This is a genomic window from Hyphomonadaceae bacterium ML37 (genome assembly GCA_027627685.1).
In the GTDB taxonomy this organism is placed as follows: domain Bacteria; phylum Pseudomonadota; class Alphaproteobacteria; order Caulobacterales; family Maricaulaceae; genus Oceanicaulis.
Genome location: CP091241.1, coordinates 1,103,659 through 1,125,433 on the forward strand (window position 1 = coordinate 1,103,659; position 21,775 = coordinate 1,125,433).

General features: G+C 64.9%; 22 protein-coding genes. 11 read left to right on the plus strand and 11 right to left on the minus strand.

What is annotated here, in order from left to right; translation table 11 throughout:
• Positions 1-591: 591 nt before the first annotated feature.
• From L2D01_05435 to L2D01_05445, 3 genes are all read left to right on the plus strand, one after another.
• Positions 592-1,722, plus strand: a complete 1,131-nt coding sequence (locus L2D01_05435; protein WBQ11225.1) for a hypothetical protein — start codon at positions 592-594, stop codon at positions 1,720-1,722.
• 81 nt (positions 1,723-1,803) lie between these two features.
• On the plus strand, positions 1,804-2,007 hold the full coding sequence (locus tag L2D01_05440) for a helix-turn-helix domain-containing protein (GenBank protein WBQ11226.1): 204 nt from the start codon (positions 1,804-1,806) through the stop codon (positions 2,005-2,007).
• Positions 2,004-2,270, plus strand: coding sequence for a hypothetical protein (locus tag L2D01_05445; protein WBQ11227.1), 267 nt, complete (start codon positions 2,004-2,006; stop codon positions 2,268-2,270). The genes L2D01_05440 and L2D01_05445 overlap by 4 nt, the downstream gene beginning before the upstream one ends.
• A gap of 13 nt (positions 2,271-2,283) precedes the next feature.
• Here the strand turns inward: L2D01_05445 and L2D01_05450 are convergent.
• From L2D01_05450 to L2D01_05465, 4 genes are all read right to left on the minus strand, one after another.
• Positions 2,284-3,461, minus strand: a protein-coding gene (locus tag L2D01_05450; GenBank protein WBQ11228.1) for an IS3 family transposase whose coding sequence is annotated in 2 segments (ribosomal slippage) — positions 2,284-3,212 and positions 3,212-3,461 — 1,179 coding nt in all. Because the reading frame shifts where the segments join, the coding sequence is not laid out codon by codon here.
• Between the two features lie 45 nt (positions 3,462-3,506).
• Entirely contained in the window at positions 3,507-4,616 is a 1,110-nt protein-coding gene (locus tag L2D01_05455; GenBank protein ID WBQ11229.1) for a site-specific integrase, read from the minus strand.
• 415 nt (positions 4,617-5,031) lie between these two features.
• On the minus strand, positions 5,032-6,537 hold the full coding sequence (locus L2D01_05460; protein ID WBQ11230.1) for a tetratricopeptide repeat protein: 1,506 nt from the start codon (positions 6,535-6,537) through the stop codon (positions 5,032-5,034).
• An 11-nt stretch (positions 6,538-6,548) separates the two neighbouring features.
• Positions 6,549-8,300, minus strand: coding sequence for a CHAT domain-containing protein (locus L2D01_05465; protein WBQ11231.1), 1,752 nt, complete (start codon positions 8,298-8,300; stop codon positions 6,549-6,551).
• 324 nt (positions 8,301-8,624) lie between these two features.
• Between L2D01_05465 and L2D01_05470 the strand changes: the two genes are divergently transcribed.
• Both L2D01_05470 and L2D01_05475 read left to right on the plus strand, forming a co-directional pair.
• Positions 8,625-9,152, plus strand: coding sequence for a hypothetical protein (locus L2D01_05470; protein WBQ11232.1), 528 nt, complete (start codon positions 8,625-8,627; stop codon positions 9,150-9,152).
• Between the two features lie 119 nt (positions 9,153-9,271).
• On the plus strand, positions 9,272-10,195 hold the full coding sequence (locus tag L2D01_05475) for an SDR family NAD(P)-dependent oxidoreductase (protein ID WBQ11233.1): 924 nt from the start codon (positions 9,272-9,274) through the stop codon (positions 10,193-10,195).
• Here the strand turns inward: L2D01_05475 and L2D01_05480 are convergent.
• On the minus strand, positions 10,192-11,046 hold the full coding sequence (locus tag L2D01_05480; GenBank protein WBQ11234.1) for a methyltransferase domain-containing protein: 855 nt from the start codon (positions 11,044-11,046) through the stop codon (positions 10,192-10,194). The two genes, L2D01_05475 and L2D01_05480, sit on opposite strands and share 4 nt — an antisense overlap.
• The gene (locus L2D01_05485; protein ID WBQ11235.1) at positions 11,036-11,875 is read right to left on the minus strand and encodes a class I SAM-dependent methyltransferase; all 840 of its coding nucleotides are present in this window, start codon (positions 11,873-11,875) and stop codon (positions 11,036-11,038) included. The genes L2D01_05480 and L2D01_05485 overlap by 11 nt, the downstream gene beginning before the upstream one ends.
• Positions 11,876-12,082: 207 nt before the next feature.
• On the opposite strand from L2D01_05485, the gene L2D01_05490 reads away from it, so the two are divergent.
• Together L2D01_05490 and L2D01_05495 are read left to right on the plus strand one after the other, a co-directional pair.
• The gene (locus L2D01_05490) at positions 12,083-13,285 is read left to right on the plus strand and encodes an acetyl-CoA C-acyltransferase (protein WBQ11236.1); all 1,203 of its coding nucleotides are present in this window, start codon (positions 12,083-12,085) and stop codon (positions 13,283-13,285) included.
• Between the two features lie 179 nt (positions 13,286-13,464).
• Positions 13,465-14,685 carry a hypothetical protein gene (locus L2D01_05495; protein WBQ11237.1) on the plus strand — a complete coding sequence of 407 codons (1,221 nt, stop codon included), beginning with the start codon at positions 13,465-13,467 and terminating at the stop codon, positions 14,683-14,685.
• Positions 14,686-14,788: 103 nt separating this feature from the next.
• Here L2D01_05495 and L2D01_05500 read toward each other — a convergent pair whose 3' ends face one another.
• On the minus strand, positions 14,789-14,959 hold the full coding sequence (locus L2D01_05500; protein WBQ11238.1) for a hypothetical protein: 171 nt from the start codon (positions 14,957-14,959) through the stop codon (positions 14,789-14,791).
• Positions 14,960-15,052: 93 nt separating this feature from the next.
• Positions 15,053-15,895, minus strand: coding sequence for a ferritin-like domain-containing protein (locus L2D01_05505; GenBank protein ID WBQ11239.1), 843 nt, complete (start codon positions 15,893-15,895; stop codon positions 15,053-15,055).
• A gap of 137 nt (positions 15,896-16,032) precedes the next feature.
• Between L2D01_05505 and ychF the strand changes: the two genes are divergently transcribed.
• On the plus strand, positions 16,033-17,130 hold the full coding sequence (gene ychF / locus L2D01_05510) for a redox-regulated ATPase YchF (GenBank protein WBQ11240.1): 1,098 nt from the start codon (positions 16,033-16,035) through the stop codon (positions 17,128-17,130).
• A 6-nt stretch (positions 17,131-17,136) separates the two neighbouring features.
• Here the strand turns inward: ychF and alr are convergent, their stop codons facing one another.
• Both alr and L2D01_05520 read right to left on the minus strand, forming a co-directional pair.
• The gene (gene alr / locus L2D01_05515; protein ID WBQ11241.1) at positions 17,137-18,243 is read right to left on the minus strand and encodes an alanine racemase; all 1,107 of its coding nucleotides are present in this window, start codon (positions 18,241-18,243) and stop codon (positions 17,137-17,139) included.
• 7 nt (positions 18,244-18,250) lie between these two features.
• Positions 18,251-19,747 carry a replicative DNA helicase gene (locus L2D01_05520; GenBank protein WBQ11242.1) on the minus strand — a complete coding sequence of 499 codons (1,497 nt, stop codon included), beginning with the start codon at positions 19,745-19,747 and terminating at the stop codon, positions 18,251-18,253.
• A 159-nt stretch (positions 19,748-19,906) separates the two neighbouring features.
• On the opposite strand from L2D01_05520, the gene L2D01_05525 reads away from it, so the two are divergent.
• Positions 19,907-20,464, plus strand: a complete 558-nt coding sequence (locus tag L2D01_05525; protein WBQ11243.1) for a sigma-70 family RNA polymerase sigma factor — start codon at positions 19,907-19,909, stop codon at positions 20,462-20,464.
• On the plus strand, positions 20,457-20,834 hold the full coding sequence (locus L2D01_05530; protein WBQ11244.1) for a hypothetical protein: 378 nt from the start codon (positions 20,457-20,459) through the stop codon (positions 20,832-20,834). The genes L2D01_05525 and L2D01_05530 overlap by 8 nt, the downstream gene beginning before the upstream one ends.
• Here L2D01_05530 and L2D01_05535 read toward each other — a convergent pair.
• A complete protein-coding gene (locus L2D01_05535) occupies positions 20,825-21,235 on the minus strand; it encodes a SufE family protein (protein WBQ11245.1) in 411 nt (136 codons plus the stop codon). The two genes, L2D01_05530 and L2D01_05535, sit on opposite strands and share 10 nt — an antisense overlap.
• Positions 21,236-21,450: 215 nt before the next feature.
• Here L2D01_05535 and L2D01_05540 point away from each other — a divergent pair, with 215 nt between their 5' ends.
• Positions 21,451-21,765 (plus strand): hypothetical protein, encoded by a 315-nt coding sequence (locus tag L2D01_05540; protein WBQ11246.1) that lies wholly within the window; start codon positions 21,451-21,453, stop codon positions 21,763-21,765.
• The last annotated feature ends 10 nt before the right edge of the window (positions 21,766-21,775 follow it).

Here is a 21,775-nt window from a genome sequence, read left to right on the forward strand (position 1 = left end):
CCGTTCGAATGATTTCCCTGGAGGTGCGCCATTTTTTTTCAAAGTGTTAGGTGGATTGGAGTCGGGCGCAAAGCTCTCCAAGCTACCACTAAGCTACCACGCATTGATTTGTTGTAGGGTAAGCAGGCATACCCAAGGCTCAATTGCCCCCCCCACCCTTTTCGAGGGGGCACCACCAAAAAATGGAATTTTGTCCAACGGACTGGGTGAGTCGGTGACGGCTTTTTAGGTTTCAAGATTATTGCGACGTCTCATTTAGGGCGGCACAAAAGACATTGAGGAACGACCTCGCACGTTTCGTAGTCACCGATGAGCCTCCCACGTGGGTAGGAGGGTGCCGTCATGCTTCTGCTGGGCCGCATAGAAACGCTGGCCGACTGCAAACCGGCCTCGAAACGGAATAAAATAAGGGCAAATAAGGTCTGGAATCGCCACAGGCTTAGTCGCCCTCAGGGCTTCGAAGCCAAGATGTCGGGAACGCTGGGAATGCTGGGTGAAGGGTGCCCAAATGAAGGGAGGCGCAGTGAATTTGATGTTCTCAGCTTATGAGTTTACGAACGAGAACGAGCTGGGAAATTAGGAGGCGGCGTTTTGCAGCTCTGGCCCGAGCCGGTACTTTTGTACAATGACGAGACAACCGAAGCCTTGGTGGTGCTTCCCGAAGGAGACTGGGAGGTGTTTGCTTCGACCAAGCAGGCGCACCCATGGGAGCAGACCATCTGTCCATCAGGTTTGATTGTTGCTTTTCACGCTGAATTTCAGGCTCTAACGGTGAACCTGCCTCTTCCGGATGGCTGGAGGCATTGGCCAATTGAGTACCGTAGCGCAGAAGAGCCAGAAGCCCATTTTGCAGTTGATGAAATACTTGCTCCTCCTAGTGTCAGGATTGTAGCGGGCGCCTCGATAGCGGGTGAATTTTGGGACACAGACAGGTTTGAGCCCGTTCGGCTAAAAGACCGAGAGTTTCTCGCCATTTGTGAAAGGTCCGGCGATCAGCACGTCTTCCGGGTGCCGATTTTTCTAGATGAATCGCGGCCTATGGATCCGTTAGAAAGATGGCCGTACATCTCGGAAGATGAAGACGAGGAACGAACCAAGCTTGATGCCAGTGTCCGTGATGACCGGATAGCCAAACCGAAAATCGGCGCGGAAGCGCTCTGGACACCGTCACCTTACCGTCTGACGGCTTCGGAAGCCAAACGGGGGCTGCGCGCTGCGCGGGAGCACTTCGAAGAGGCGTTTATCGCAATAGAAACAGCCCTAAGAATTGGCGCCACACAGCTCGCCCTTGATGAACGACGAGATGAGGCGCGGATGGTCATGGCTGCGCTGGACGGGCTCAAATGGGCGTCCATGGCGCGCGAGGTGCAGGCGCATCGCCTTGGCATCTATGGGAAGCTTTCTGAGCTTGCCGAGCGGGAATGGGGTCAGTTTCAGCAATCGCGCGGAGGCCGGAAAAAGGGGCCGAAGGAAGATGAAGCTGCGAGCCTGGCCCAGTTCGATAAGTGTGTACTGAACGCCGCGCAAGAACTCATCGGACGGTCTGAGGCGCAGCGGGTGATGAAGTCCGCTGTTGCGCAAAAGGCCGCGCGCATGGATGGCCGGACTGGTCCCGTCGATGGTGCCTTCCAGAAGCGCGTGTCCCGATCCCTTGATCGCATGATCGTCCAGGGGCGTTTGCCCAAACAAGCGTTTCAAGCAAGAAGAAAAACGGACACGTAACTCTTACTGTCCGATTTCATCTGGCAGGTCTGCCCTTGTGATCCCCGGTGCATATCCGGGCCAATACAAGGAGCAAGGCGTATGCCTACACCACTCAAGAACTCCCACGAGACAGCGAGCTATCTCGGTCTTTCCGTATCAACGCTGGCAAAGCTTCGCCTCACCGGTGAGGGGCCGCGCTATGTGCGGCTAGGCCGCCGCGTGCTTTATGATCCGGCTGATCTCGATACCTGGATAGCCAGCCGCAAGCGCTACTCCACGTCCGATGTAGCAGCTGCGTCATGAGCGCGGGTCAACAAAAACCTGGCAGGCGCATCGATTTCGCTCGCGTGAATGCCGCCGCGCTGGTGCAAGCTGAGACGGTCGCAGTGTTGCTGGCGCTGGATGGCAGGCGTGAGGGGCTCGAATGGGTAGCGCGAAACCCCAGACGGCAAGACCGCAAACCGGGCAGTTTCAAGATCAACCTGCAGACCGGGCGTTGGGCGGACTTTGCGACCGGAGACCGTGGCGGTGACCTTATCTCGCTTGCCGCTGACCCAGCCCCCTGATCCGGGCCGTGAGTTAGTAGAGTCTGTTCGCCTTTCTTTCTGGGTTGATGTGGTTGGTCAAGGCCCGGTGAGCGGAGCTTGCGCGTAGCTCAAGCGAGCCGGGCCGGGGGTGACGGGTTCGCTCGGCGTAGACACAGGGCGCAAGCCCACCAAGCGCGGTGTGCGGACGCTGGGTGTTGTAGTCGATCCTCCACGCCTCGATCAGGCCGCGYGCTTCRTGYAGCGACGAGAACAGGTGCTCGTTCAGGCACTCATCGCGGAACCGACCGTTGAAGCTCTCCACGAAGGCRTTCTGGGTAGGCTTTCCAGGTGCGATATAGTGCCATTCCACGCCGCTCTCTTTCTGCCAGCGCAGAAGCGCGTGACTGGTCAGTTCGGTGCCGTTGTCGCTMACGATCATGCGCGGCKTTCCTCGYTKCTCGATCAGACGATCAAGCTCACGGGCCACGCGCATCCCAGACAGCGAGGTATCGACCACGACGGCCAAGGCCTCCCGCGTAAAGTCGTCGACCACGCATAGCGTCCGGAAGCGCCGCCCGTCTGACAGCGCGTCAGAGACGAAGTCCAGGCTCCAGCGATGGTTCGCCGCCACGGGCAACAGGATCGGGCGCCGGGTTCCCACGGCCCGCTTGCGGCCACGCCGCCGCCGGACCGCCAGCCCTTCCTCTCGGTAGAGCCGGTAGATCTTCTTGTGGTTCGCATAAAGGCCCTCGCGCTCGAGCAGTATGCCCAGCCGGCGATAGCCGAACCGGCGACGCTCGCCGGCGATATCTCGCAGGCGCGTGCGCAAGACGTCATCGTCGCTTGAGCGCTTCTGATACTGGAAGGTCGATCGGTCCAGCTCTGCAAGGGCGCAGGCCCGACGTTCGCTCAGACCGTGCCGGGTCACCATGTGGTGCACGGCCTGGCGCTTAACGTCGGGCGTCAGAAGTTTTTTGCTGCGATGTCCTTCAGTGCTGCATTGTCCAGCATGGCATCGGCCAGAAGCCGCTTCAGCCGGCTGTTCTCCAGCTCCAGCACCTTCAGACGCTGGGCATCGGACACCGACATCCCGCCGAACTTGGCCTTGTATTTGTAAAAGGTTGCGTCGGAGATGCCGTACTTGCGGCAGACCTCCTTCGTGCTCACACCGGCGTCGTGCTCGCGCAGCATGCCGATAATCTGCTCTTCCGAATAACGGCTCTTTCGCATGGTCCATCCTCTCCTCGATGGACTCTACCATTCAATGGCCGGAATTCAGGGGGCTGGGTCAGTCGCAGGCGTGGCGTGGCCGAGGATCTTGCCAATTATCGGTAGCCCAAGCCCGCTGCTGGCGCCAAAGCTCGCAAAGCTGTGACGCAGATCGTGCAGTCGAACATCGTGGAGCCCGGCGGTGCGCCGGATATCAAGCCAGATTTTCATCAGACCCTGAAAGTGACGCTCGCCCGATGCAGCAGGGAACACGTAGGGGCTTGATTGCAGGCGGGGATGGCCCAAAAGAACCTCAATGGCGGGCGGGGCGAGCGGGATGGCTTTCGCGCCAGTCTTGGAATCCTCAAGCTCCAGAATGCCGCGTTCCAGATTGACCTCTGACCAGCGCAGCTGTTCGATCTCGCTTCTCCGGGCTCCCGTGAGTGTCAAGAGCCGGATGATGGCGAGCGCATTGGGGCTGACACCGTTCTCTTCAGCGACGCGCAGCGCATCGCCGAGGCGGGCCAACTCTGCAGGTGACAGGAAACGTCGGCGCTTGTCCTCGCGGAATTTGCGTATGCGTCGGCAGATCGTCGAGCCGCCGGGTAGGACACCCCAGTCTTCAGCCTTGGACAGCATGTGCGAGACGAGCGCAAGGCAGCGGTTGGCGGCGTAGGGTGATTCCTTCATAGCCAGATGAAAGCGGATCACGTCATCGCGGGTGATGTCTTTGAGGCGCTTGCGGCCATTATCTCCCAGACGCGGCAATACGTGATTGCGAAGGTTCCGGCGAGTTTCCTCGATAGTCCGAGGCTTGTTGTGGGGCTCAACATGGTCACTCAGATAGCGCGCAGCGAATGTCTCCAGCGTCTCTGCGCGCCGGTCTTCGGCCTTGGCAGCGGCGGGGTCTTCGCCTGCCTCTATGCGTCCGAGGAGGCGAAGGGCTTCCTTGCGCGCGCGTTCCGGTGTCCATACACCGCCATCCAATGCGCTGGTCGCGGGCGCGCCGTGGCGACCAATGGTGAACCAGCGCTGGCGGCCATGAAGCCGGTATTTGAGTACATAGGTCCGGACGCCTTTTGCGGAGACCCGAAGGCCAAACCGCGGAATGCCGTCGTCCCAGACCGTATCTCCTGGCTTGGCGGAATCCACGATGCGCTTTGTGAGCCTGGCCATAGTTTCTCCGGTAGCTTTTGCGTTCGAGCTACCACTGAGCTACCACAAGACCGACATGTCAGGGAATCCCTGTAGCCAAATATGTTATCTAACTATCAGAAAAATATACGTCAGTGCATCAGCAGGAATCTTGGGGAAACCCATGCACACAGACTACGAATCTGGGGGTCAGAGGTTCGAATCCTTTCGGGCGCGCCATTTTTTCTTGTTCTCCTTCGCTCCGCTCAGTCGATCCTCGCTCACGCTGCGGGCGCGCTGTCGCGCTCTCGCCTCGGCGAAGCCGGGGCGTCGCTCCGGCGTAGCCGGGTGCGAACCCTGGCGGGTTCGGGGCGGCGGCGGGAGAGGCTACAGGATCGGTGTGCGGGCATCAGGTTCGCTTTGATGCTGCATACAGGAGGCGCGCGGCGCGCAGGTCTCAGCGCGCTTCGCCTGCCATCGCCGCGCGCCGGGCGGCCAGCGCGTGCAGGATGAATCCCGATTGGGCGCCGCGCACCTCGGCCTGGGCGAGGTCGCGGGTCGCGGCGTCGGCGCGCAGGCGCTCCACCCGCACCAGCACATTGGCGCTGCCCGCGCGGGCCTGGGTCAGTGCGTCCGCGGGGCGGGAGAGGGGGTCCAGATAGAGGCCGGCGAGGGCGCGGGTGGTTTGATCGAGATGGTTGTGACCGGCAGGCAGCGCCGTCTGGTAGATCGCCAAAGCCTGAACGAACAGGTCCTCGGAGTCTGCGTGCCGGCCTTGATCCCGGATCACCACGCCCAGGTTTTTCAACGACTGGGCGATGTCGGGATGACCATCGGGCAACGCCGCCTCGCGCATGGTCAGCACGCGGTGGTGCAAGGCTTCGGCGTCGGCGTACCCGCCCTGGCTCTGGACAGAAATGGCCAGATTATTCATCGATCGGGCGATGTCAGGATGTCCGGCGGGCAGGCTGGCCTCACGCATCGTCAGGGCGCGCTGGAACAGGCGTGCGGCGTCCGCATGCCGGCCCTGGGCGAGGATCGCGCCAGCCAGATTGTCCAGCGATGTGGCGATCGAGGGATGGCCTGCGGGCAGGGCCGCTTCATGGATGGCCAGGGCGCGCCCATGCAGGGGTTCGGCCTCCGCGTGCCGCCCCTGGGCGTACATCACCAGGGCCAGATTGTTCAGTGACATGGCGATGTCGGGATGGTTTGCGGGCAGGGCCGCCTCCTGGATGGCCAGGGCGCGTTGGTGCAGCGCCTCGGCCTGCGCATACCGGCCTTCAGCCAGGACGACGACGGCGAGGCTGTTCAGCAAGGGCGCGAGGTCGCGGTGGTCCGCCGGCAAGGCGGCCTCCCGCGCCGCCAGGGCGCGGCGCAGCATGGCTTCGGCTTGAGCAAACTGGCCCTGAGCGAACGCTGACGCGGCCAGATTGTTCAGCGATGCATCCATGTCGGGATGGCCTGCGGGCAGGGCCGCTTCCTGGATCGCCAGGGCGCGCAGGTTCAGGGATTCGGCCTCCGCATGGCGGCCTTGCGCGCCCACCGCCAAAGCCAGATTGGTCAATGAGGCGGCGATGTCGGGATGACCCGCCGGCAAGGCCGCCTCACGCATCGCCAGAGCGCGCCTGTGCACGGCCTCGGCCTGCGCATGCCGGCCCTGGTGAAAATCCGCCAGAGCGAGATTGTTCAACGCCATGATGATGTCGGAATGACCTGCGGGCCGGGCCGCCTCGTAAAGCGGCAGGGCTCGGCCGAACCAGGCGGCGGCGGCGGCGTAATCGCCCGATTGAAAGGCCTGGACGCCCTGGCTGTGGAGCCGTGCAGCCTCCTGCATGCTGCCTGCGTGCGCCGGCGCCTCGGGCCGGGCCTGCGGCTGCGGCTTGGTCTGAGCAGAAGCGCCGCCGGAAGCGAGCGGCAGGGCTGCGGCGAGCAGGATCAGGGCGGGCAGGACTAACGCGCGCATCGCGGCCTCCGTCACTGAACGGGCCGGTTTTCACCGACCAGCACGAAGGGGGCCCAGATGGACGGGTGGGCGTAGGCGGGATCGTCCATCATGACGGTCAGCGACCGGCGCAGAGCTTCGGCGCGCCCGATCCCGGGCTCGTCCTGCAAGGCGCTGATGGCGCGTGTCGTGATCAGGCGGGCCGCGTCATCGCGCACCACCCAGTGGGACACCAGCAGGGACCGCGCGCCGGCGTAAAAGAAGGCGCGGGCCAGGCCGGACAGGCTCTCGGCGCCCACCCCGTCCGGCGCGGCGGTGTTGCAGGCCGACAGGATGACCCAGTCCGCATCGAGACGCAGATCGCGGGCGATCTCGGACGCGGTCAGCAGGCCGTCATCCTCCGCCGTCGCCTCGCCGGGCGGCGTCAGCACCAGGGCGGGCTCGGCCAGGGTGGGGATCTCGTCCGCGATCAGGCCGTGGGTGGCGAACGCGATCACGCGCCGGTCCGACAGGGTGGGATCATTCTTGAGACCGGTTTCGGTGGCGCGATCACGCACCCGAATATCATCGGCGCGCGACCCGCCCAGGGCGCGGGCCAGGGCGAACAGCTCCGGTCCGGTTTCGGGCAGGGCGGTCAGACGGCGCACATCATCGGGATTGGCCAGAAAACCGGCGCCGCGCGACGCCGCTGCGGCGCGAAACCCGGTAAATTCTTCGCCCGCGCCTCGATCGCCGCCGCCCGCGGGCGCCGGCGCCGCGGCGTGGTCGCATTGCCCGGCGAGGGCGCCGATGCACGGATCGCCGACGCCGAAGAAGGCGCGCTGCGCCCGGCTTGGCCCGAAGCGGGCCAGCGCACGCAGGGATGACGGCGCGGGCAGGACAGTCATCGCATAGCGCCGGGCCATCCAGGCGGTGCTGCGCAAGGCGTCCGCATCGGCGTCATCGCCTTGCGGCGGCTGTGTCACCAGCACGCCCAGGGGGATGCCGGTCAGGGCGCCCGACGGGACGATGTAAATATGGTTCAGGCGCTCCATGCGCGTTTCAAACGGCGAGAACAGCATCAGATAGAGCGCATAGGCCCGCGTCCGGTCAAAGATCAGGGGCCGGCTCTCAGCGGCCGCGACATCCACCGCGTTCCAGGGCGCGCGGCCATCCTCGGCGGCGACGGGGTCCAGCCCGGCCCGCAGGGCGCTGACCTCGGCGGCGAGATCCGCCGCGGTGACGTCAATCTCGGCCCAGTCGACCGAGCCGCGGTCGATGAAATAGACAAGGCTGGCGCTGTCTCCCACCAGCAGAACCACCATTGCCTCGTCCGCACGCAACATGGCCTGGGTCTGCTCGACCGACAGGGGCTGGGGGTTTGTCAGCTCGGCGTAGCCTGGAAAGTCCGCGGCCAGGCGCGCGTCGATGCCGGCGGCGAGCCCTTGAAGGCGCGTGATCTCGGCCCGGAAGCTCTGCGTGCGGGCGGCGCGCAAGTCTTCATTGGTTTCCCCCAGCGCGTCGTAGAGATGACGCTCGAAGGCGCGCAGGCGGTTCACGATGTCCTCGCGCTCGGAAACGATCTGCGCCAGCGCATCTTCGCCGCTGGCGAACCGCGCGCTCACTTGGGACAAAGCATCGCCGGCTGCGGTCTGCACAGCCCATTGCGCCGCCCAGTAGGACTCAGCGCGCAGGCATTCATACGCCATGGAGCCGGTCTCGCAGGCGTCCGAGCCTTGAGCTGCGGCGGGAGCGGCCGCGAACGCCAGCCCAAGACAGGCAGCCAGAACATGACGGGCATTCATGGTGATCTCCCCTGAACAAGATCGCGTTTTCTGCCGCTGTCATGCCGCACGCGCCCAGACGGCCCGATGGCCAGGCGGCAGAGTCCTTACCGGCCCGATGGCGGCAGCTTAGCAGCACCTCACATCGGGGCAGCTGATATTTTCTGACAGAGCGTCCGCCTCCATCCCTGCCTTGCGCGTCATCCGCCCCGGTCAACCGGCGCGGTTGCGGCGGCATTAACTGTACGCCCTCTATGGGAATTGGGCGGTTGTTAACGCCGGGGGCCTAGCGATGCATCCATACAATGAAAATACTCAGTAAATGCGTTCAAGGAGAGGGTTTCCATGCTGACCGCCACGGACAGATCACGCTTTGCGCTCAAGAACCCGGCGGCCCTGGGCGCTGTGCTGGTCTACGACTGGCGCGCACGCGGCCTGCTCACCGACGCCGAAGTGATGGCTGGCGCCGTGTCCCATCCCGTCACCACCAGCCTGCTGCGCCAGCTGCAGCGCCAGGGCCTGATCCGCGCCTTGCACGGCGTACGCGCCCAGGGCGGGCGCATGCGGCTTTGGCTGCTCTCTGACGTCATGCGGGTGCAGGCGGCGCTGGATTTGCGGGCCGCAGCCGGTGCGCCGCTGGGCGTGTGCGTGCATGCGCTGGTCACGTTCGAGGATGCCGTCAGCGCCGTGCTGGACGACTGGCGTTGCCATGTGGGCGTGAAGGGCGTGGAGGCGCCGGCGCTGACAGCGCGCAAGGGCGTGCTGACTGATCGCGACGGTCTGGCCGGATTCGTGACGGCGTCTATGAGTGCTTTCGTGGCGCGCTATGCCTTTGACAGCGTGCGCCAGCCCGATTTCCTGCTGCAGGCCTGATCGTCCCGGTTTTAGTCACAGTCCCCGACAAAGGTGCGTCAGATGACGCGCGCCATTGCAATATCCGTCCAAACCGGGTCGCATGCCGCCTCTTTTGACAGGCAGGCGAGGACGAATTCATGGGCGATATCCGCTTTGATGGCCGGGTGGCCATAGTCACGGGCGCAGGCACGGGTCTGGGCCGCAGTCATGCGCTGGAGCTGGCGCGGCGCGGCGCGAAAGTCGTGGTCAACGATCTGGGCGGTTCGCTGGACGGCACAGGCGGCTCGATCAGCGCAGCGCAGAGCGTCGCGGACGAGATCAAGGCGGCGGGCGGGGACGCCATCGCCCACGGCGCCAATGTGACGAAAGCCGACGAGGTCGCCGACATGGTGGCGGCGGCGCAGGCGCGCTGGGGCCGGATCGACATCCTGGTCAATAACGCCGGCATCTTGCGCGACAAAAGCTTCTCCAAAATGACGCTGGAGGATTTCCGCGCCGTGGTGGACGTGCATCTCATGGGCTCGGTCACCTGCACCAAGGCGGTGTGGGATCTGATGAAAGAGGCCGGGTATGGCCGCATCGTCATGACCAGCTCGTCGTCGGGCATTTACGGCAATTTCGGCCAGTCCAACTATGGCGCGGCCAAGATGGCGCTGGTGGGCCTGATGAATGTGCTCCACCTCGAAGGCGCCAAGAATAATATCCGCGTCAACACGCTGGCGCCCACCGCCTACACCCGCATGACGCAAGGCCTGATCCCGGAAGAGGCGGGCCAGCTGATGACGCCCGAAAGCGTCACGGCGGGGCTGATCGTGCTGGCGGGCGAGGATGCGCCGAGCCGCACGATTTTGTGCGCCGGCGCAGGCGGCTACGCCGCCACCCGCATCTATGAAACGGACGGGATTTTCCTGGCCCCGGCTGACCAGACGCCCGAGCAGGTGGCGAAAAACCTCGACCGCATCACCGACCCTAAGGGCCAGGAGCCCTATGAGCAGGGCGGCCAGCAGACCATGAAATTCCTGACCAAGGCCGCGGCGCAGGCGGGGATCAAGCTGGGTTAGCCCGGCTTGCGGTAATGGATCACGCCCCAGGCCAGCTGGCCCTGGTCTGCGGCGCTGACCCAGTGGGCGAGGCCGTCGAGCATGCGCGCCACATAGGCGTCTGACACCGCGCCCTTGAGCTCGCCGCGCCGGGCAGTGAGTTCGGCGCGCACGCGGGCATAGTGAGTGCGCAGCTGGCCGCTCAGGTCCTGCGTCCCGGCATCCTCCAGACCCAGCGCGTCCAGCTGTTCACGGTAGAAGGCGAAGGAGCCGAGGTTCGGCAGATGGATGCGCTCATAGACCGGTTTCAGGGCCGCCGGGTCGGCGATCGTGTCAGCTTGCATGGGATCGGTGAAGATGATCTCGCCGCCGGGCTTCAGCACCCGCGCGGCGCCGGTCAGGACCCTGGCTCGGTCAGCTGAATGCAGGAAGGCGTCCTGGGACCACACAATGTCGAAGCTGGCGTCGGGATAGGACAATTCCTCGAACGCACCGTGATCGACCCTAATCTGATCGCTCAGCCCCTGCTCGGACGTGAGGCTGCGATTGCGCGCGTTTTCGACCTCCGACAGGTTCAGGCAGGTCACGTGGGCGCCATGCTCGCGGGCGAGATGGCGCGCCGCGCCGCCATAGCCCGCGCCAAGGTCCAGAACGCGCGCGCCGGGTTTCAGGCCCGCCAGCTTTGTGGCCATGTGGACGACGGTCTTGCGGCTGGCCTGCGCGATGGGTTCGTCATCGCTGTCATACAGGCCGACATGGATGTCCTCGCCGCCCCAGATAATGGCGTAGAAGCGGTCGGCGTCGTGGCTGTCATAATAGGCCTCGGCCGTTTCCACCGCGGCCCTGGCCGCGGCGCGCGCATCACCCGGCATAGGTCTTCTCCGCCACATGGATGAAGAAGTCGGGATCGTGATCGGCGTAGGTTTCCTGAAAGTCGCCATAGGTGCGCACGGTCTGAAAGCCGGTCTCCAGCATCAGATTACGCACGTAATTCTTGCGCAGCGGGAACATGTTGAGGTGATAGACCGAGTTGTCCGGGAACTCGTAGCGGAAGCGCGCCAGGCTCTCGTCGACAAATTCGGGCGCGGCCGTCACCTGGTCCCCGCAATAGTAGTATTTGTGCTGGCTGTCGAAACCGACATCGAGAATGGCGTCGTAATTGCGCTGGTCCATGATCAATATGCCGTCATGCTTGAGCGCGGCGTAGAACTCGGCCAGCGCCCGGCGCCGGTCGGCTTCCTCATGCAGATGGGTGAAGGAATTGCCCAGGCAAATGACCGCGTCATAGCGCCCGAGAATATTGCGGTTGAGCGCGCGCCAGTCGGCCAGCACGGTTTGCAGCACAAGGCCGCGCTGGCGGGCGTTTTCAAACGCCTTGCCCAGCATTTCGGCTGACCCGTCGGCGCTGGTCACCTGGAACCCGGCTTTCAGGAGCTGGACCGAGTGAAATCCGGTGCCGGTGGCCACATCAAGCACGCTGGTCTTGCCGCGTGCGCGCAGGAGGTCGATGAAAAACTGGCCTTCGCTTTGCGCGCGGGCGTCCCAGTCTATGAGCTCGTCCCATTTCTCGACGAAGCTTTTGACGTATTCCTTGCGGTACTGGCCGGATTCGCGCACCGCGGTGGGGTCTTCGCCATAGTCCTGGGCAGGGGTGGCGGGATATGCGCCGGTCTGGACGCACGCATCTGCAGGGCCGGTCATGAACTGGCTCCTCGGACATAGCTGTGCCCCTCTTCGACCGGAAGATCACGCGAGGGACGTAACGATGGTGTGTGGCGCAACATAACCGGCGCGCGGTCTCAATGTAACCCCTGACATCGAATGCTTTGATCGCGCGGCCTCAAGGTTTATGAGGGATCAGCTGTCCGGCCAGCCGGCCCGGCGACGTGATTTCCAGGGAGAGACCCCATGCGTGAAGCCCTCATCGTGTCCACCGCCCGCACCCCGATCGGCAAGGCCTATCGCGGCGCGTTCAACGACACCCAGGCCCAGGCGCTGGGCGCCCATGCCATCAGCCACGCGGTGCAGCGCGCGCAGATCGACCGGGCCGAGATTGACGATGTGGTTATCGGCGCGGCCATGCAGCAGGGCTCTACCTTCCAGAACATCGCGCGCCAGGCCGCGATCCGCGCCGGCCTGCCCACCGCGGTGTCGGGCATGAGCGTGGACCGCCAGTGCGCCTCAGGCATGATGGCCATCGCCATCGCCGCCAAGCAGATCATATCCGACGGCATGACGGTGACCGTGGGCGGCGGGCTGGAATCCATCTCGCTGGTCCAGAACGAGCACATGAATATCCACAAGGCGTTCGACCCGTGGATCAATGAGCACCGCCCCGACCTCTATATGAGCATGCTGGAGACCGCCGAGATCGTGGCCCAGCGCTATAGCGTCAGCCGGGAGGCGCAGGACGCCTACGCCGTCCAGTCCCAGACCCGCACCGCCGAGGGCCAGGCCGCCGGCCGCTTCGACGCCGAGATCGTGCCGATGACCACGCAGATGCTGGTCAAGGACAAAGCCACGGGCGCTGTCTCTGCCCAGGAAGTCACGCTGTCGAAGGATGAGGGCAATCGCCCCGGCACCACGATTGAAAACCTGCAGAGCCTGAACCCGGTTTTCGCCGGCGGCCAGCAGGTCAAGGAAGGCAAGTTCATTACCGCGGGCAACGCCTCCCAGCTGTCGGACGGCGCGTCGGCGGCGGTGCTGATGGAGGCCAAAGAGGCCGAACGCCGCGGCCTCGCCCCGCTCGGGCGCTATGTCGGGATCGCGGTGGCGGGCCTGGACCCGGACGAGATGGGCATCGGACCGGTCTACGCCGTGCCGAAACTCCTGAAAGCCAATGGCCTGAAGATGGACGATATCGGCCTGTGGGAGCTCAACGAGGCGTTCGCCGTGCAGGTGCTCTATTGCCGCGACAAACTCGGCATCCCCGATGAAAACCTCAACGTCAATGGCGGCGCCATATCCATCGGCCACCCCTATGGTATGAGCGGCGCGCGCATGGTCGGCCACGCCCTGATCGAAGGCAAACGCCGCGGCGCCAAATACGTCGTGTGCACCATGTGCGTCGGCGGCGGCATGGGCGCGGCGGGTTTGTTTGAGGTGCTGTAGGGGGGCCTCAGAACCAGATTGGCAGAACAAAAGCCGGCGGGGCGACAATAGGGAAACACACCTGATTCATTGAGCAAATTGGTGTGTTTCCCCGCTTTCCAGCGCACTTCTACATTCGACGACTGGATGGAGGCCGGCCCTGCCGGGGACTGACAATGCGACAGCATGGATCGCCGGTTATGCTGGATTCAGACGGTAGGACGGTCACGCCGCTCGTACCCGTCCAGCGTTCAGGAAGCGCCGAGACGCGTGGATACGACGAAGCCTTCATCCAGCGGCTCGTGCTCGGCCACCCGGCCTTGCTGCCGCTGAACGAAATCGACCCGACCTGCGTAGACCCGGTTCCGGTTTGTGATGAGTTGCCCACCCGAGCCGGCCCGGTCGACGTTTTCATGATTACCCCGACCGGAATGCCGGTCCTTGTCGAATGCAAGCTGTGGAACAATCCGCAGGCGCGGCGCGAGGTCGTCGGGCAGATAATCGACTATGCCAAGGAACTCCAGCGATGGTCCTATGAGGACCTTCAGAGGGCCTGCGCCAGGCGTATGGGTCCTGAGTTCGAGCTATTCGAGTTTGTTTCCTCGCGCACCGCAAACCTTAATCAGGCGACGTTCATAGACAGCGTTACCCGAAATCTGAGGGACGGACGCTGCGTCCTTCTTGTTGTCGGCGATGGCATCCGGGAGGGCGTTGAAGCCATAGGGGAGTACCTGACCGGGTCAGGCGCGCTTCAGTTCAGCTTCGGTCTCGTGGAGCTTCCCGTCTTCGTAACTCCCGCGGGTCAGCGCATTGTCACGCCGCGCACGCTCGCCAAAACCACCATCATCGGCCGGTATATGTTCGGCTTCTCGCCGGATGGCGCTCCTCGCATCATCGACGATACTGCAGTGACGGATGCAGAGCAGGATGAATCGCTCGACGAAAACAGGCGGCTCATCGGCGAGGAAAATCTGGCTTTCTGGACTGACGTGCTTGCCGGGCTTGAGCTGGATGACCGATCGCAAGAGCCGCCCAAGCCGAAGACGAACGAGACGGTTTATTTCTGGCTCCCGGCCCCGCGCGGCGGCACGACTATCAAGGACAATTGGCTCACCCTTTATCTTGCTCGCAGCAGCAATCAGATCGGCATATTCTTCACTGGCACCCGGACGGGTCTCGGCGGCGAGATCGCACGCGCAATGCTCCCGGAGATCGATGACATCCTCGAAGAACTTGGCCCGGAAGCGCGTCAGACAGAACCGAAACCCGGCAAGATCAACATTGGCGAGTCGCATATCATGGGCTCTTTGACCGACCCACAAAACCGCGCGGCGCTGATCGGCTGGATGCGTGAGCGTGTGAACCGTTACGTCAATGTATTCCGTCCGCGCGTCGAGGCGATTGCCGAAAAACTGGACTAACGTGAATGGAGCTGTCCGCGGCTATCTACCCTCGTATCAAACCTTTCGGTGAAACAGGAATGTGGCCTCGCTTGAACGTGCTCCAGCCTGATCCGACCGCGCCCTAACCCACCGCCACACCGCCATCTTCACCCGCCGGCACATCCGCTTCGGTCAGGATATCCTCCATCACCTCGCCGGTGCGGGTGATGTCGTGGCCGATGCCCTGAATGGTGTTGCACCCCGTGAGCGCCAGCGCGGCGGCGAGGATCAGGAGAGGGGAGAGGGTTTTCATGATGGCGCGGCTCCTCAATCGAATCAATTAGAGCTGAGTTTACGCGTGCGTTCGCACCTGCGCAGCCTGATTTGAACGCCTGTTCCTCCCGCCTCAATCCAGCAATTCCGCCAGCGGGGCGTACCAGTCTTCGGGCAGGTTGGCGCGGTCGCGGGCGGGGATGTTAAAGGGCGGCTTGAGCGCGCCGCGGAAGTACTGGCGTACGAGGGCGTGAAAGCGCTCTCGCGGGTCGTGGCCCTCGGCGATGGCCACCGCATCGAACCAGCGCCGCCCGGCGGCCACATGGGCGACTTCTTCAGAATAGATAATCTCAAGCGCGCTCGCGCTGGCCTCGTCGCCTGCGGCGCGCAGGCGCGTGATCATCACCGGCGTCACGTCGAGGCCGCGCGCCTCGAGCACCATGGGCGCGATGGCCAGGCGCGCGGGCAGGTCGCCTTTCGTCGCCTCCGCCGCGCTCCACAGCCCGTCATGGGCGGCGAGATCGCCATAGGCGCCGCCCAGCGCGGCGAGGCGATCCGTCAGCAGGCCGAAATGGCGCGCCTCGTCATCGCCCACACCGATCCAGTCATCGATGAAGCTGGCGCGGTCCTCATCGGCGATGCGCGCATCCCCGCCAAAGCGCGCCACCATGTCAAAGGCGAGATCAATTGCGTTGAACTCGATATGGGCGACGGCGTGCAGGAGCGCAAAGCGCCCCTCGCGCGAGCCGAGCTTGCGCTTGGGGACGGCGGAGGGCGGGGCGAGGACGGGCTTGTCCGGGCGGGCCGGGCGGTCGGGCGCCAGACCGGGCGCGCCGCACGAGGGCAAAGCTAATACGCCGGCGCGCCAGTCCTGCGCCACGCGCCGGGCGCAGGCCGCCTTGGCGGCGGGCTCTGCCGTCATCAGTACGCTGAGGGCGGCGCTCTGGACGCAAGGGATGGAGGCGGGATCGGTCATGCCGGGGCGTCTGTGCCATGGCGGGCGGGAAAGGGGCAAGGCGGCTGCCTGAGGGGAGGGGCGCCGCGCACCCTTCCCCTTGGCGCCCGCGCGGCCTATACGGCGCGCCGGAGCCGGACGGCGCGAAGGAGAGTGTCATGGGATTCAAATGCGGCATCGTGGGTCTGCCCAATGTGGGCAAATCCACCCTGTTCAACGCCCTGACCCAGACGGCGGCGGCGCAGGCGGCGAACTATCCCTTCTGCACCATCGAGCCCAATGTGGGCGAGGTGGCGGTGCCCGAGCCGCGCCTGATGAAGCTGGCGGCGATCGCCAAGTCAGCCAACATCATCCCGGCGCGCATGAATTTTGTCGACATTGCCGGTCTGGTCAAAGGCGCCAGCCAGGGCGAGGGGCTGGGCAATCAGTTCCTGGCCACGATCCGCGAAGTGGACGCGGTGGTGTATGTGCTGCGCTGTTTTGAGGATGACGACGTCACCCACGTGTCCGGCCGGGTCGATCCGCTGTCCGATTTCGAAGTGGTTGAGACCGAGCTGATGCTCGCCGATCTCGACAGCCTGGAAAAGCGCCGCGCCAATCTGGAGAAGAAGGCCAAGACCGGCGACAAGGACGCGAAAGAGACGCTGGTGCTGGTCGAACTGGCTCTGGCCGAGCTCAATGAGGGCCGCCCGGCGCGCAAGGCCGTGGTGCCCGCAGACCAGCGCCGCCAATGGCGCATGATGCAGCTTCTGACCGCCAAGCCGGTGCTGTTCGTGGCCAATGTGGATGAAGACAGCGCCGCCACGGGCAACGCCCACTCGCGCGCCGTCGAAGCGCGGGCGACGCAGGAGGGCGCGGCCTGTGTGGTCATCTCCGCCAAGATCGAATCGGAGCTGGCGCTGCTGGATGCCGACGAGCGCGGCGAGTATCTCGCCGAGCTGGGTCTGGAAGAGCCGGGCCTCAACCGCCTGATCCATACCGGCTATCAGCTGCTGGACCTGCTGACCTATTTCACCGTGGGCCCGAAAGAGGCGCGCGCCTGGACCATCCGCAAGGGCTGGACCGCGCCGCGAGCGGCGGGCGTCATCCATGGCGATTTTGAGCGCGGCTTCATCCGCGCCGAGACCACCGCCTATGCCGACTATGTCGCCCATGGCGGCGAGGCCGGTGCGCGCGAGGCGGGCAAGCTGCGTCAGGAAGGCAAGGAATACGTGGTCCAGGACGGCGACGTGATGCTGTTCAAGTTCAACGTCTAGGCCGGTTTAAAGCGCGCCCTCATAGACCCGCGCCGGACGCTGGCTGAGACCGGTCAGAAGTTCGTAGGGCAGGGTGCCGGCCAGGCGCGCGGTTTCGGTCAGGTCCGCGCCCAGGAACACCGCCGGGGCGCCGTCCCTCACTTCGGTCTCGCAATCGCTGACATCCAGCACCACCAGATCCATGGACACCCGGCCGAGGATCGGCGCGCGCTTCTCCCCAATGCGGGCGAATCCTTTGCCCGACAGGGTGCGGGGCAGGCCGTCGCCATAGCCAACCGCCGCCGTGGCGGTGAGCATGTCGCGTTCGGCGGTGAAGGTCGCGCCATAGCCCACGCTCTCGCCGGACTTGACCGCGCGCACCTGCAGTATGGGCGCTTCGAGGCGCACCACCGGCTCAAACGGATGCGCGATGTCGAGGCTTGCGCTGGCGCCGTAGAGGCCGATGCCGGGGCGCACCAGGTCGAAATGATAATCTGCCCCCAGCATCACTCCGCCGGTATTGGCGAGACTCAGGCGCGCTTGCGGCAGGCGTTCGGCCAGCGTCATGAAGCGTGCGCGCTGGGCGGCGTTCATGGGGTGGGCGGCGTCTTCTGAACACGCCAGATGGCTCATGATGAGGCGCAGATCGAGATCGTCCAGCACGCCGGGCGCCGCGATCAGCGCGTCGGTGTCGCGCGCGGGAAAGCCCAGCCGGTTCATGCCGGTGTCGAGATGCAGGGCGCACGGTCCGGTGGGGCCTTGCGCAAAGTCACTGAGCTCGCGCGCCTGATTGAGCACGGCCCCGAGGCGGTGATCGACGTAGAGCTGGCGCGAGGCCGGGTCATAGCCGTTGAGCACCCAGATATCGGCCTCGCCGCCGCCCAGCGCCCGGCGCAGCCCGGCGCCTTCCTCCGGCGTGGCGACAAAGAAAGTGCGGCAGCCCTCGCGCGCCAGGCGCGGCGCGAGCGCGGCTGCGCCCAGCCCATAGGCGTCGGCCTTGATGGAGGCGCCGGTTTCGGCGCCGCCGGCGAGCTTGCGCAGGGTCTGGAAATTGCGCGCCAGCGCGTCGCGATCGATGATCAGGCGGGCGCCCAGCCCGGCAGGCGGCGCAGCGGCGGGTGTTGCATCAGCCATGGCGCGCTTACTCGAAATCGCGACGGCCGGATGTGTCCAGGTCGGAGAATTTGGTCCGGTCGGGGTCGAAATGCACTTTCACCGCGCCGATGGGGCCGTGACGCTGCTTGGCGATGATCACATCGGCCTCATTGCGCACCTGACGCATCTCGTCTTCCCAGGCCAGATGCTGCTCGGTGCCCTCCTTGGGCTCCAGGCGTTCGAGATAATAGGACTCACGGTAGACGAACATCACCACGTCGGCGTCCTGCTCGATGGAGCCGGATTCGCGCAGGTCCGACAGCTGGGGCTTCTTGTCGTCGCGCTGCTCGACCTGGCGTGACAGCTGGGACAGGGCGATGACGGGAACGTTCAGCTCCTTGGCCAGAGATTTGAGCGCCATGGTCACTTCCGACACTTCCTGCACCCGGTTGTCGCCGCGGCTGTTGGAGCCCGACACCAGCTGGAGATAGTCGACGATCACGCAATCAAGCCCCACTTGCGGATTGCGCTTCAGCCGCCGCGCGCGCGCGGCCAGGGCGCCAATGGACAAACCGCCCGTATCGTCAATGTAGAGCGGGATGGAATTAATGTCGGCCACGGCGTCGCGCAAATCTTCAAACTGCGCCGCGTCGATCTTGCCCTGGCGGATATGATAGCCGGATATGCCGGTATAGTCGGCCAGCAGGCGCGTCGCGAGCTGTTCGCTCGACATCTCCAGCGAGAAAAAGGCCACCACCCCGCCATCGGTGGTGCGGCGCACGCCGTCACTGCCGGTTTCTGTGCGGTGGGCGCGCGACATGGAGAAGGCGATGTTCAGCGCCAGCGAGGATTTGCCCATGGAGGGGCGGCCCGCCAGGATGATCAGGTCGGACCGGTGCATGCCGCCAAGCTTCGCGTCCAGCGATTTCAGGCCTGACGATATCCCCGACAGACCGCCGCCGCGCTTGTAGGCGGCCTGGGCCATGGCCATGGACTGGGCGAGCGCCTCGCTGAAGGGCTGGAGCGTGCGCGACGCGCCGCCGGATTCGGCCAGCTTGAACAGGCGCTGCTCGGCGTTTTCCAGGAGCGAGATGGCGGTCAGGGAGTCGCTGGGGCGGCTGGCGTCATAGGCCACCTCGCCGCCAAACGCGATCAGCGCCCGGCGCACCGCCAGATCATAGATCACCCGCGCATATTCCGGCGCCGAGGCGGAATCGGGCGCCTCGCTCATCAGCCGGGCCAGGTAGTTGACCCCGCCGACTGCGGCCATGCCCGGCTCGCCCTCGAAATGGGAGCGCAGGGTGACGGCGTCGGCCAGCGTGCCGGCGTTGATCATATGGGCGGCGCGCCGGTAGATCGCCGCGTGCAGCGGGTCGTAGAAATGCTCCGGACGCAGCCAGTCGCTGACCCGGTTATGGGTCTCGTTGTCGTACAGCACCGCGCCGATGAAAGCCTGCTCCGCCTCGATATTTCGGGGCGGACCGGCGTTCTCGGCCTGAGGGGCAAGGGCGTATGAGGGGGCGTCGGCAGCGTCAGCGGTCATAGATCCATGCTAACGGGGCAGGCGCGCCCCGTCATGGCTTGCGTGCGGATAATCCCCGACTAAAGGGCGCGTGTGTGGAAAACTGGCCGCCCGATTGAACCCGAAGGCGGCGCGGGCGCACCCTTCCCGTACACTTGCGTATCAATCGAGGCGTCAATCATGGCCGTCACCCAAGCCGAACGCGCGCTGGACGCGTTTCTGGCCGCCGCCGCCCGCACCGGGCAGGCCCGCGCTCAGGACGCGCTGGCAAGGCGCTGGCAGCCGCGCCTGATCGCCCATGCCTGGCGGCTGACGGGCGACATGGAGCTGGCGCGCGAGGCGGTGCAGGACGCCTGGGTGGAGATCATCACCGGGCTGCACCGGCTGCGTGAGGATCGCGCGTTCGCCCTGTGGGCCTGGCGCATCACCACAAGGCGCTGCGCCCGGCTGATCGGCGGGCGTCAGGCCCGGCGGCGGCTGCAGGCGGCGGCTCTGGCCGAACCGCCCCCGCCCCCGGCCACCGACCCGGAACGCGGCGCCGACGCGGCGCGCATTGCTGAGGCCATGCAGTCCCTGCCGCCCGCCCAGCGTGCGGCCATGTGGCTGTTTCATATTGAAGATTTGAGCGTCGCGGAGATCGCCGTGGCGCTGGACGTTCCGGTGGGCACGGTCAAGACCCGCCTCATGCACGCGCGGCGCACGCTGCGCGACACCCTCACAGGAGGAGACGATGTCTGACATCGACCGTCTGATCGAAGAAACCCTCGACCATGAAGACGCCGAGCTGCGCCGGGCGCTGGGCGAGGAGCCGGGCTTTATCGCCAGCGCGTTCGGCACGCTGCGCGGACCCGGCGCCTGGCCGCGCCAGGTCATGTTCGCCGCTCAGACGGTGATGTTTTTCGTCAGCGTCTGGTTCGCCTGGGAATTCTTTCAGGCCGAGACTGTGCTGGAGGCGCTGCGCTGGGGCCTGCCCTCAGCCGTGCTGATGCTGGGCGCGCTGGTGGTGAAGACCTCCATGGCGGCGTTCCTGACCGAGCACCGCCTGCTGATGGAGATCCGCCGGCTGGAGCTCAGGGTCGAGCGGATGCGCAGCTCAGGTCAGGCCTGAACCGACGCCTGGATGCGCGCGACCATGGAGGAGAGGCCGTTGGAGCGCTGGGGGGAGAGATGCTCGGCCAGGCCGATGCGGCCCAGCACGGCTTTGGGGTCAATCGCCTCGGCCTCCTGCGGGCTGCGCCCGTCATAGAGGCGCACCAGCAGGGCCACCAGGCCCTTGACGATATGAGCGTCAGACTCGCCGCGCAGGCGCAGGCGGTTTTGAGCGTCATGGTCCAGCACCAGCCAGACCTGGCTGACGCAGCCCTTGACCTTGGTGGCCTCGTTGCGCTCGTCCGGCGCCAGCGGAGGCAGGGCATGGCCCAGCTCGATCAGATAGCGGTATCGCTCTTCCCAATCGTCCAGGAAGTCGAATTCCTCGACCAGGGCTTCGATGTCGTCATTCACGCTCATGGCGGACAAACCTAGACCGTCCCGCCTGCGCGGCGATAGCGCCCGTCGCAGGCGGTGACGGGAGGGAATTTATCGATCGATATTGTCAAAGCTTTCCGGATTTATGATCTCGATCCGATTGGTCCAGAGGCCGATGCCAGCCTGTCATCCATTGTCAGTTGGCAGCGGGAGACGGAGGGCGCACGCTGAACTGCGCCATGTAACGGAGACACGCCATGATCACCCTTCTTGCCGCCAGCCTCGCCCTGACCCCCGCGCCGGATATGAACGAGGTGGATCTGCACATCTATTGTCACGCGCAGGCCGGCATCATGACGCAGTATCTCGCCGATACGCAATTTGCTGAAAACCTGATGATAGAGACGGCTCAATGGCTGGACCGCGCGGTCGCCGATGGCCGCACCACGCAGGACCATATTTCCGGGATGCAGGCCGCGCTCTTCCCGATCAATCAGGAACTCATCCTCGCCGACGATGTGGCTGCGCTCGAAAAGCGCTTTGAGCCGTGTGAGGACGCCTTCGGGGGGTAGGGGGTGTGAA

Excerpts from the sequence above, each read along its gene's own strand:
- L2D01_05440 (WBQ11226.1), top strand. The coding sequence starts at position 1,804 with ATGCCTACACCACTCAAGAACTCCCACGAGACAGCGAGCTATCTCGGT.
- L2D01_05445 (WBQ11227.1), top strand. The coding sequence starts at position 2,004 with ATGAGCGCGGGTCAACAAAAACCTGGCAGGCGCATCGATTTCGCTCGC.
- L2D01_05455 (WBQ11229.1), bottom strand. The coding sequence starts at position 4,616 with ATGGCCAGGCTCACAAAGCGCATCGTGGATTCCGCCAAGCCAGGAGAT.
- L2D01_05460 (WBQ11230.1), bottom strand. The coding sequence starts at position 6,537 with ATGCGCGCGTTAGTCCTGCCCGCCCTGATCCTGCTCGCCGCAGCCCTG.
- L2D01_05465 (WBQ11231.1), bottom strand. The coding sequence starts at position 8,300 with ATGAATGCCCGTCATGTTCTGGCTGCCTGTCTTGGGCTGGCGTTCGCG.
- L2D01_05470 (WBQ11232.1), top strand. The coding sequence starts at position 8,625 with ATGCTGACCGCCACGGACAGATCACGCTTTGCGCTCAAGAACCCGGCG.
- L2D01_05475 (WBQ11233.1), top strand. The coding sequence starts at position 9,272 with ATGGGCGATATCCGCTTTGATGGCCGGGTGGCCATAGTCACGGGCGCA.
- L2D01_05480 (WBQ11234.1), bottom strand. The coding sequence starts at position 11,046 with ATGCCGGGTGATGCGCGCGCCGCGGCCAGGGCCGCGGTGGAAACGGCC.
- L2D01_05485 (WBQ11235.1), bottom strand. The coding sequence starts at position 11,875 with ATGACCGGCCCTGCAGATGCGTGCGTCCAGACCGGCGCATATCCCGCC.
- L2D01_05490 (WBQ11236.1), top strand. The coding sequence starts at position 12,083 with ATGCGTGAAGCCCTCATCGTGTCCACCGCCCGCACCCCGATCGGCAAG.
- L2D01_05495 (WBQ11237.1), top strand. The coding sequence starts at position 13,465 with ATGCTGGATTCAGACGGTAGGACGGTCACGCCGCTCGTACCCGTCCAG.
- L2D01_05500 (WBQ11238.1), bottom strand. The coding sequence starts at position 14,959 with ATGAAAACCCTCTCCCCTCTCCTGATCCTCGCCGCCGCGCTGGCGCTC.
- L2D01_05505 (WBQ11239.1), bottom strand. The coding sequence starts at position 15,895 with ATGACCGATCCCGCCTCCATCCCTTGCGTCCAGAGCGCCGCCCTCAGC.
- ychF (WBQ11240.1), top strand. The coding sequence starts at position 16,033 with ATGGGATTCAAATGCGGCATCGTGGGTCTGCCCAATGTGGGCAAATCC.
- alr (WBQ11241.1), bottom strand. The coding sequence starts at position 18,243 with ATGGCTGATGCAACACCCGCCGCTGCGCCGCCTGCCGGGCTGGGCGCC.
- L2D01_05520 (WBQ11242.1), bottom strand. The coding sequence starts at position 19,747 with ATGACCGCTGACGCTGCCGACGCCCCCTCATACGCCCTTGCCCCTCAG.
- L2D01_05525 (WBQ11243.1), top strand. The coding sequence starts at position 19,907 with ATGGCCGTCACCCAAGCCGAACGCGCGCTGGACGCGTTTCTGGCCGCC.
- L2D01_05530 (WBQ11244.1), top strand. The coding sequence starts at position 20,457 with ATGTCTGACATCGACCGTCTGATCGAAGAAACCCTCGACCATGAAGAC.
- L2D01_05535 (WBQ11245.1), bottom strand. The coding sequence starts at position 21,235 with ATGAGCGTGAATGACGACATCGAAGCCCTGGTCGAGGAATTCGACTTC.
- L2D01_05540 (WBQ11246.1), top strand. The coding sequence starts at position 21,451 with ATGATCACCCTTCTTGCCGCCAGCCTCGCCCTGACCCCCGCGCCGGAT.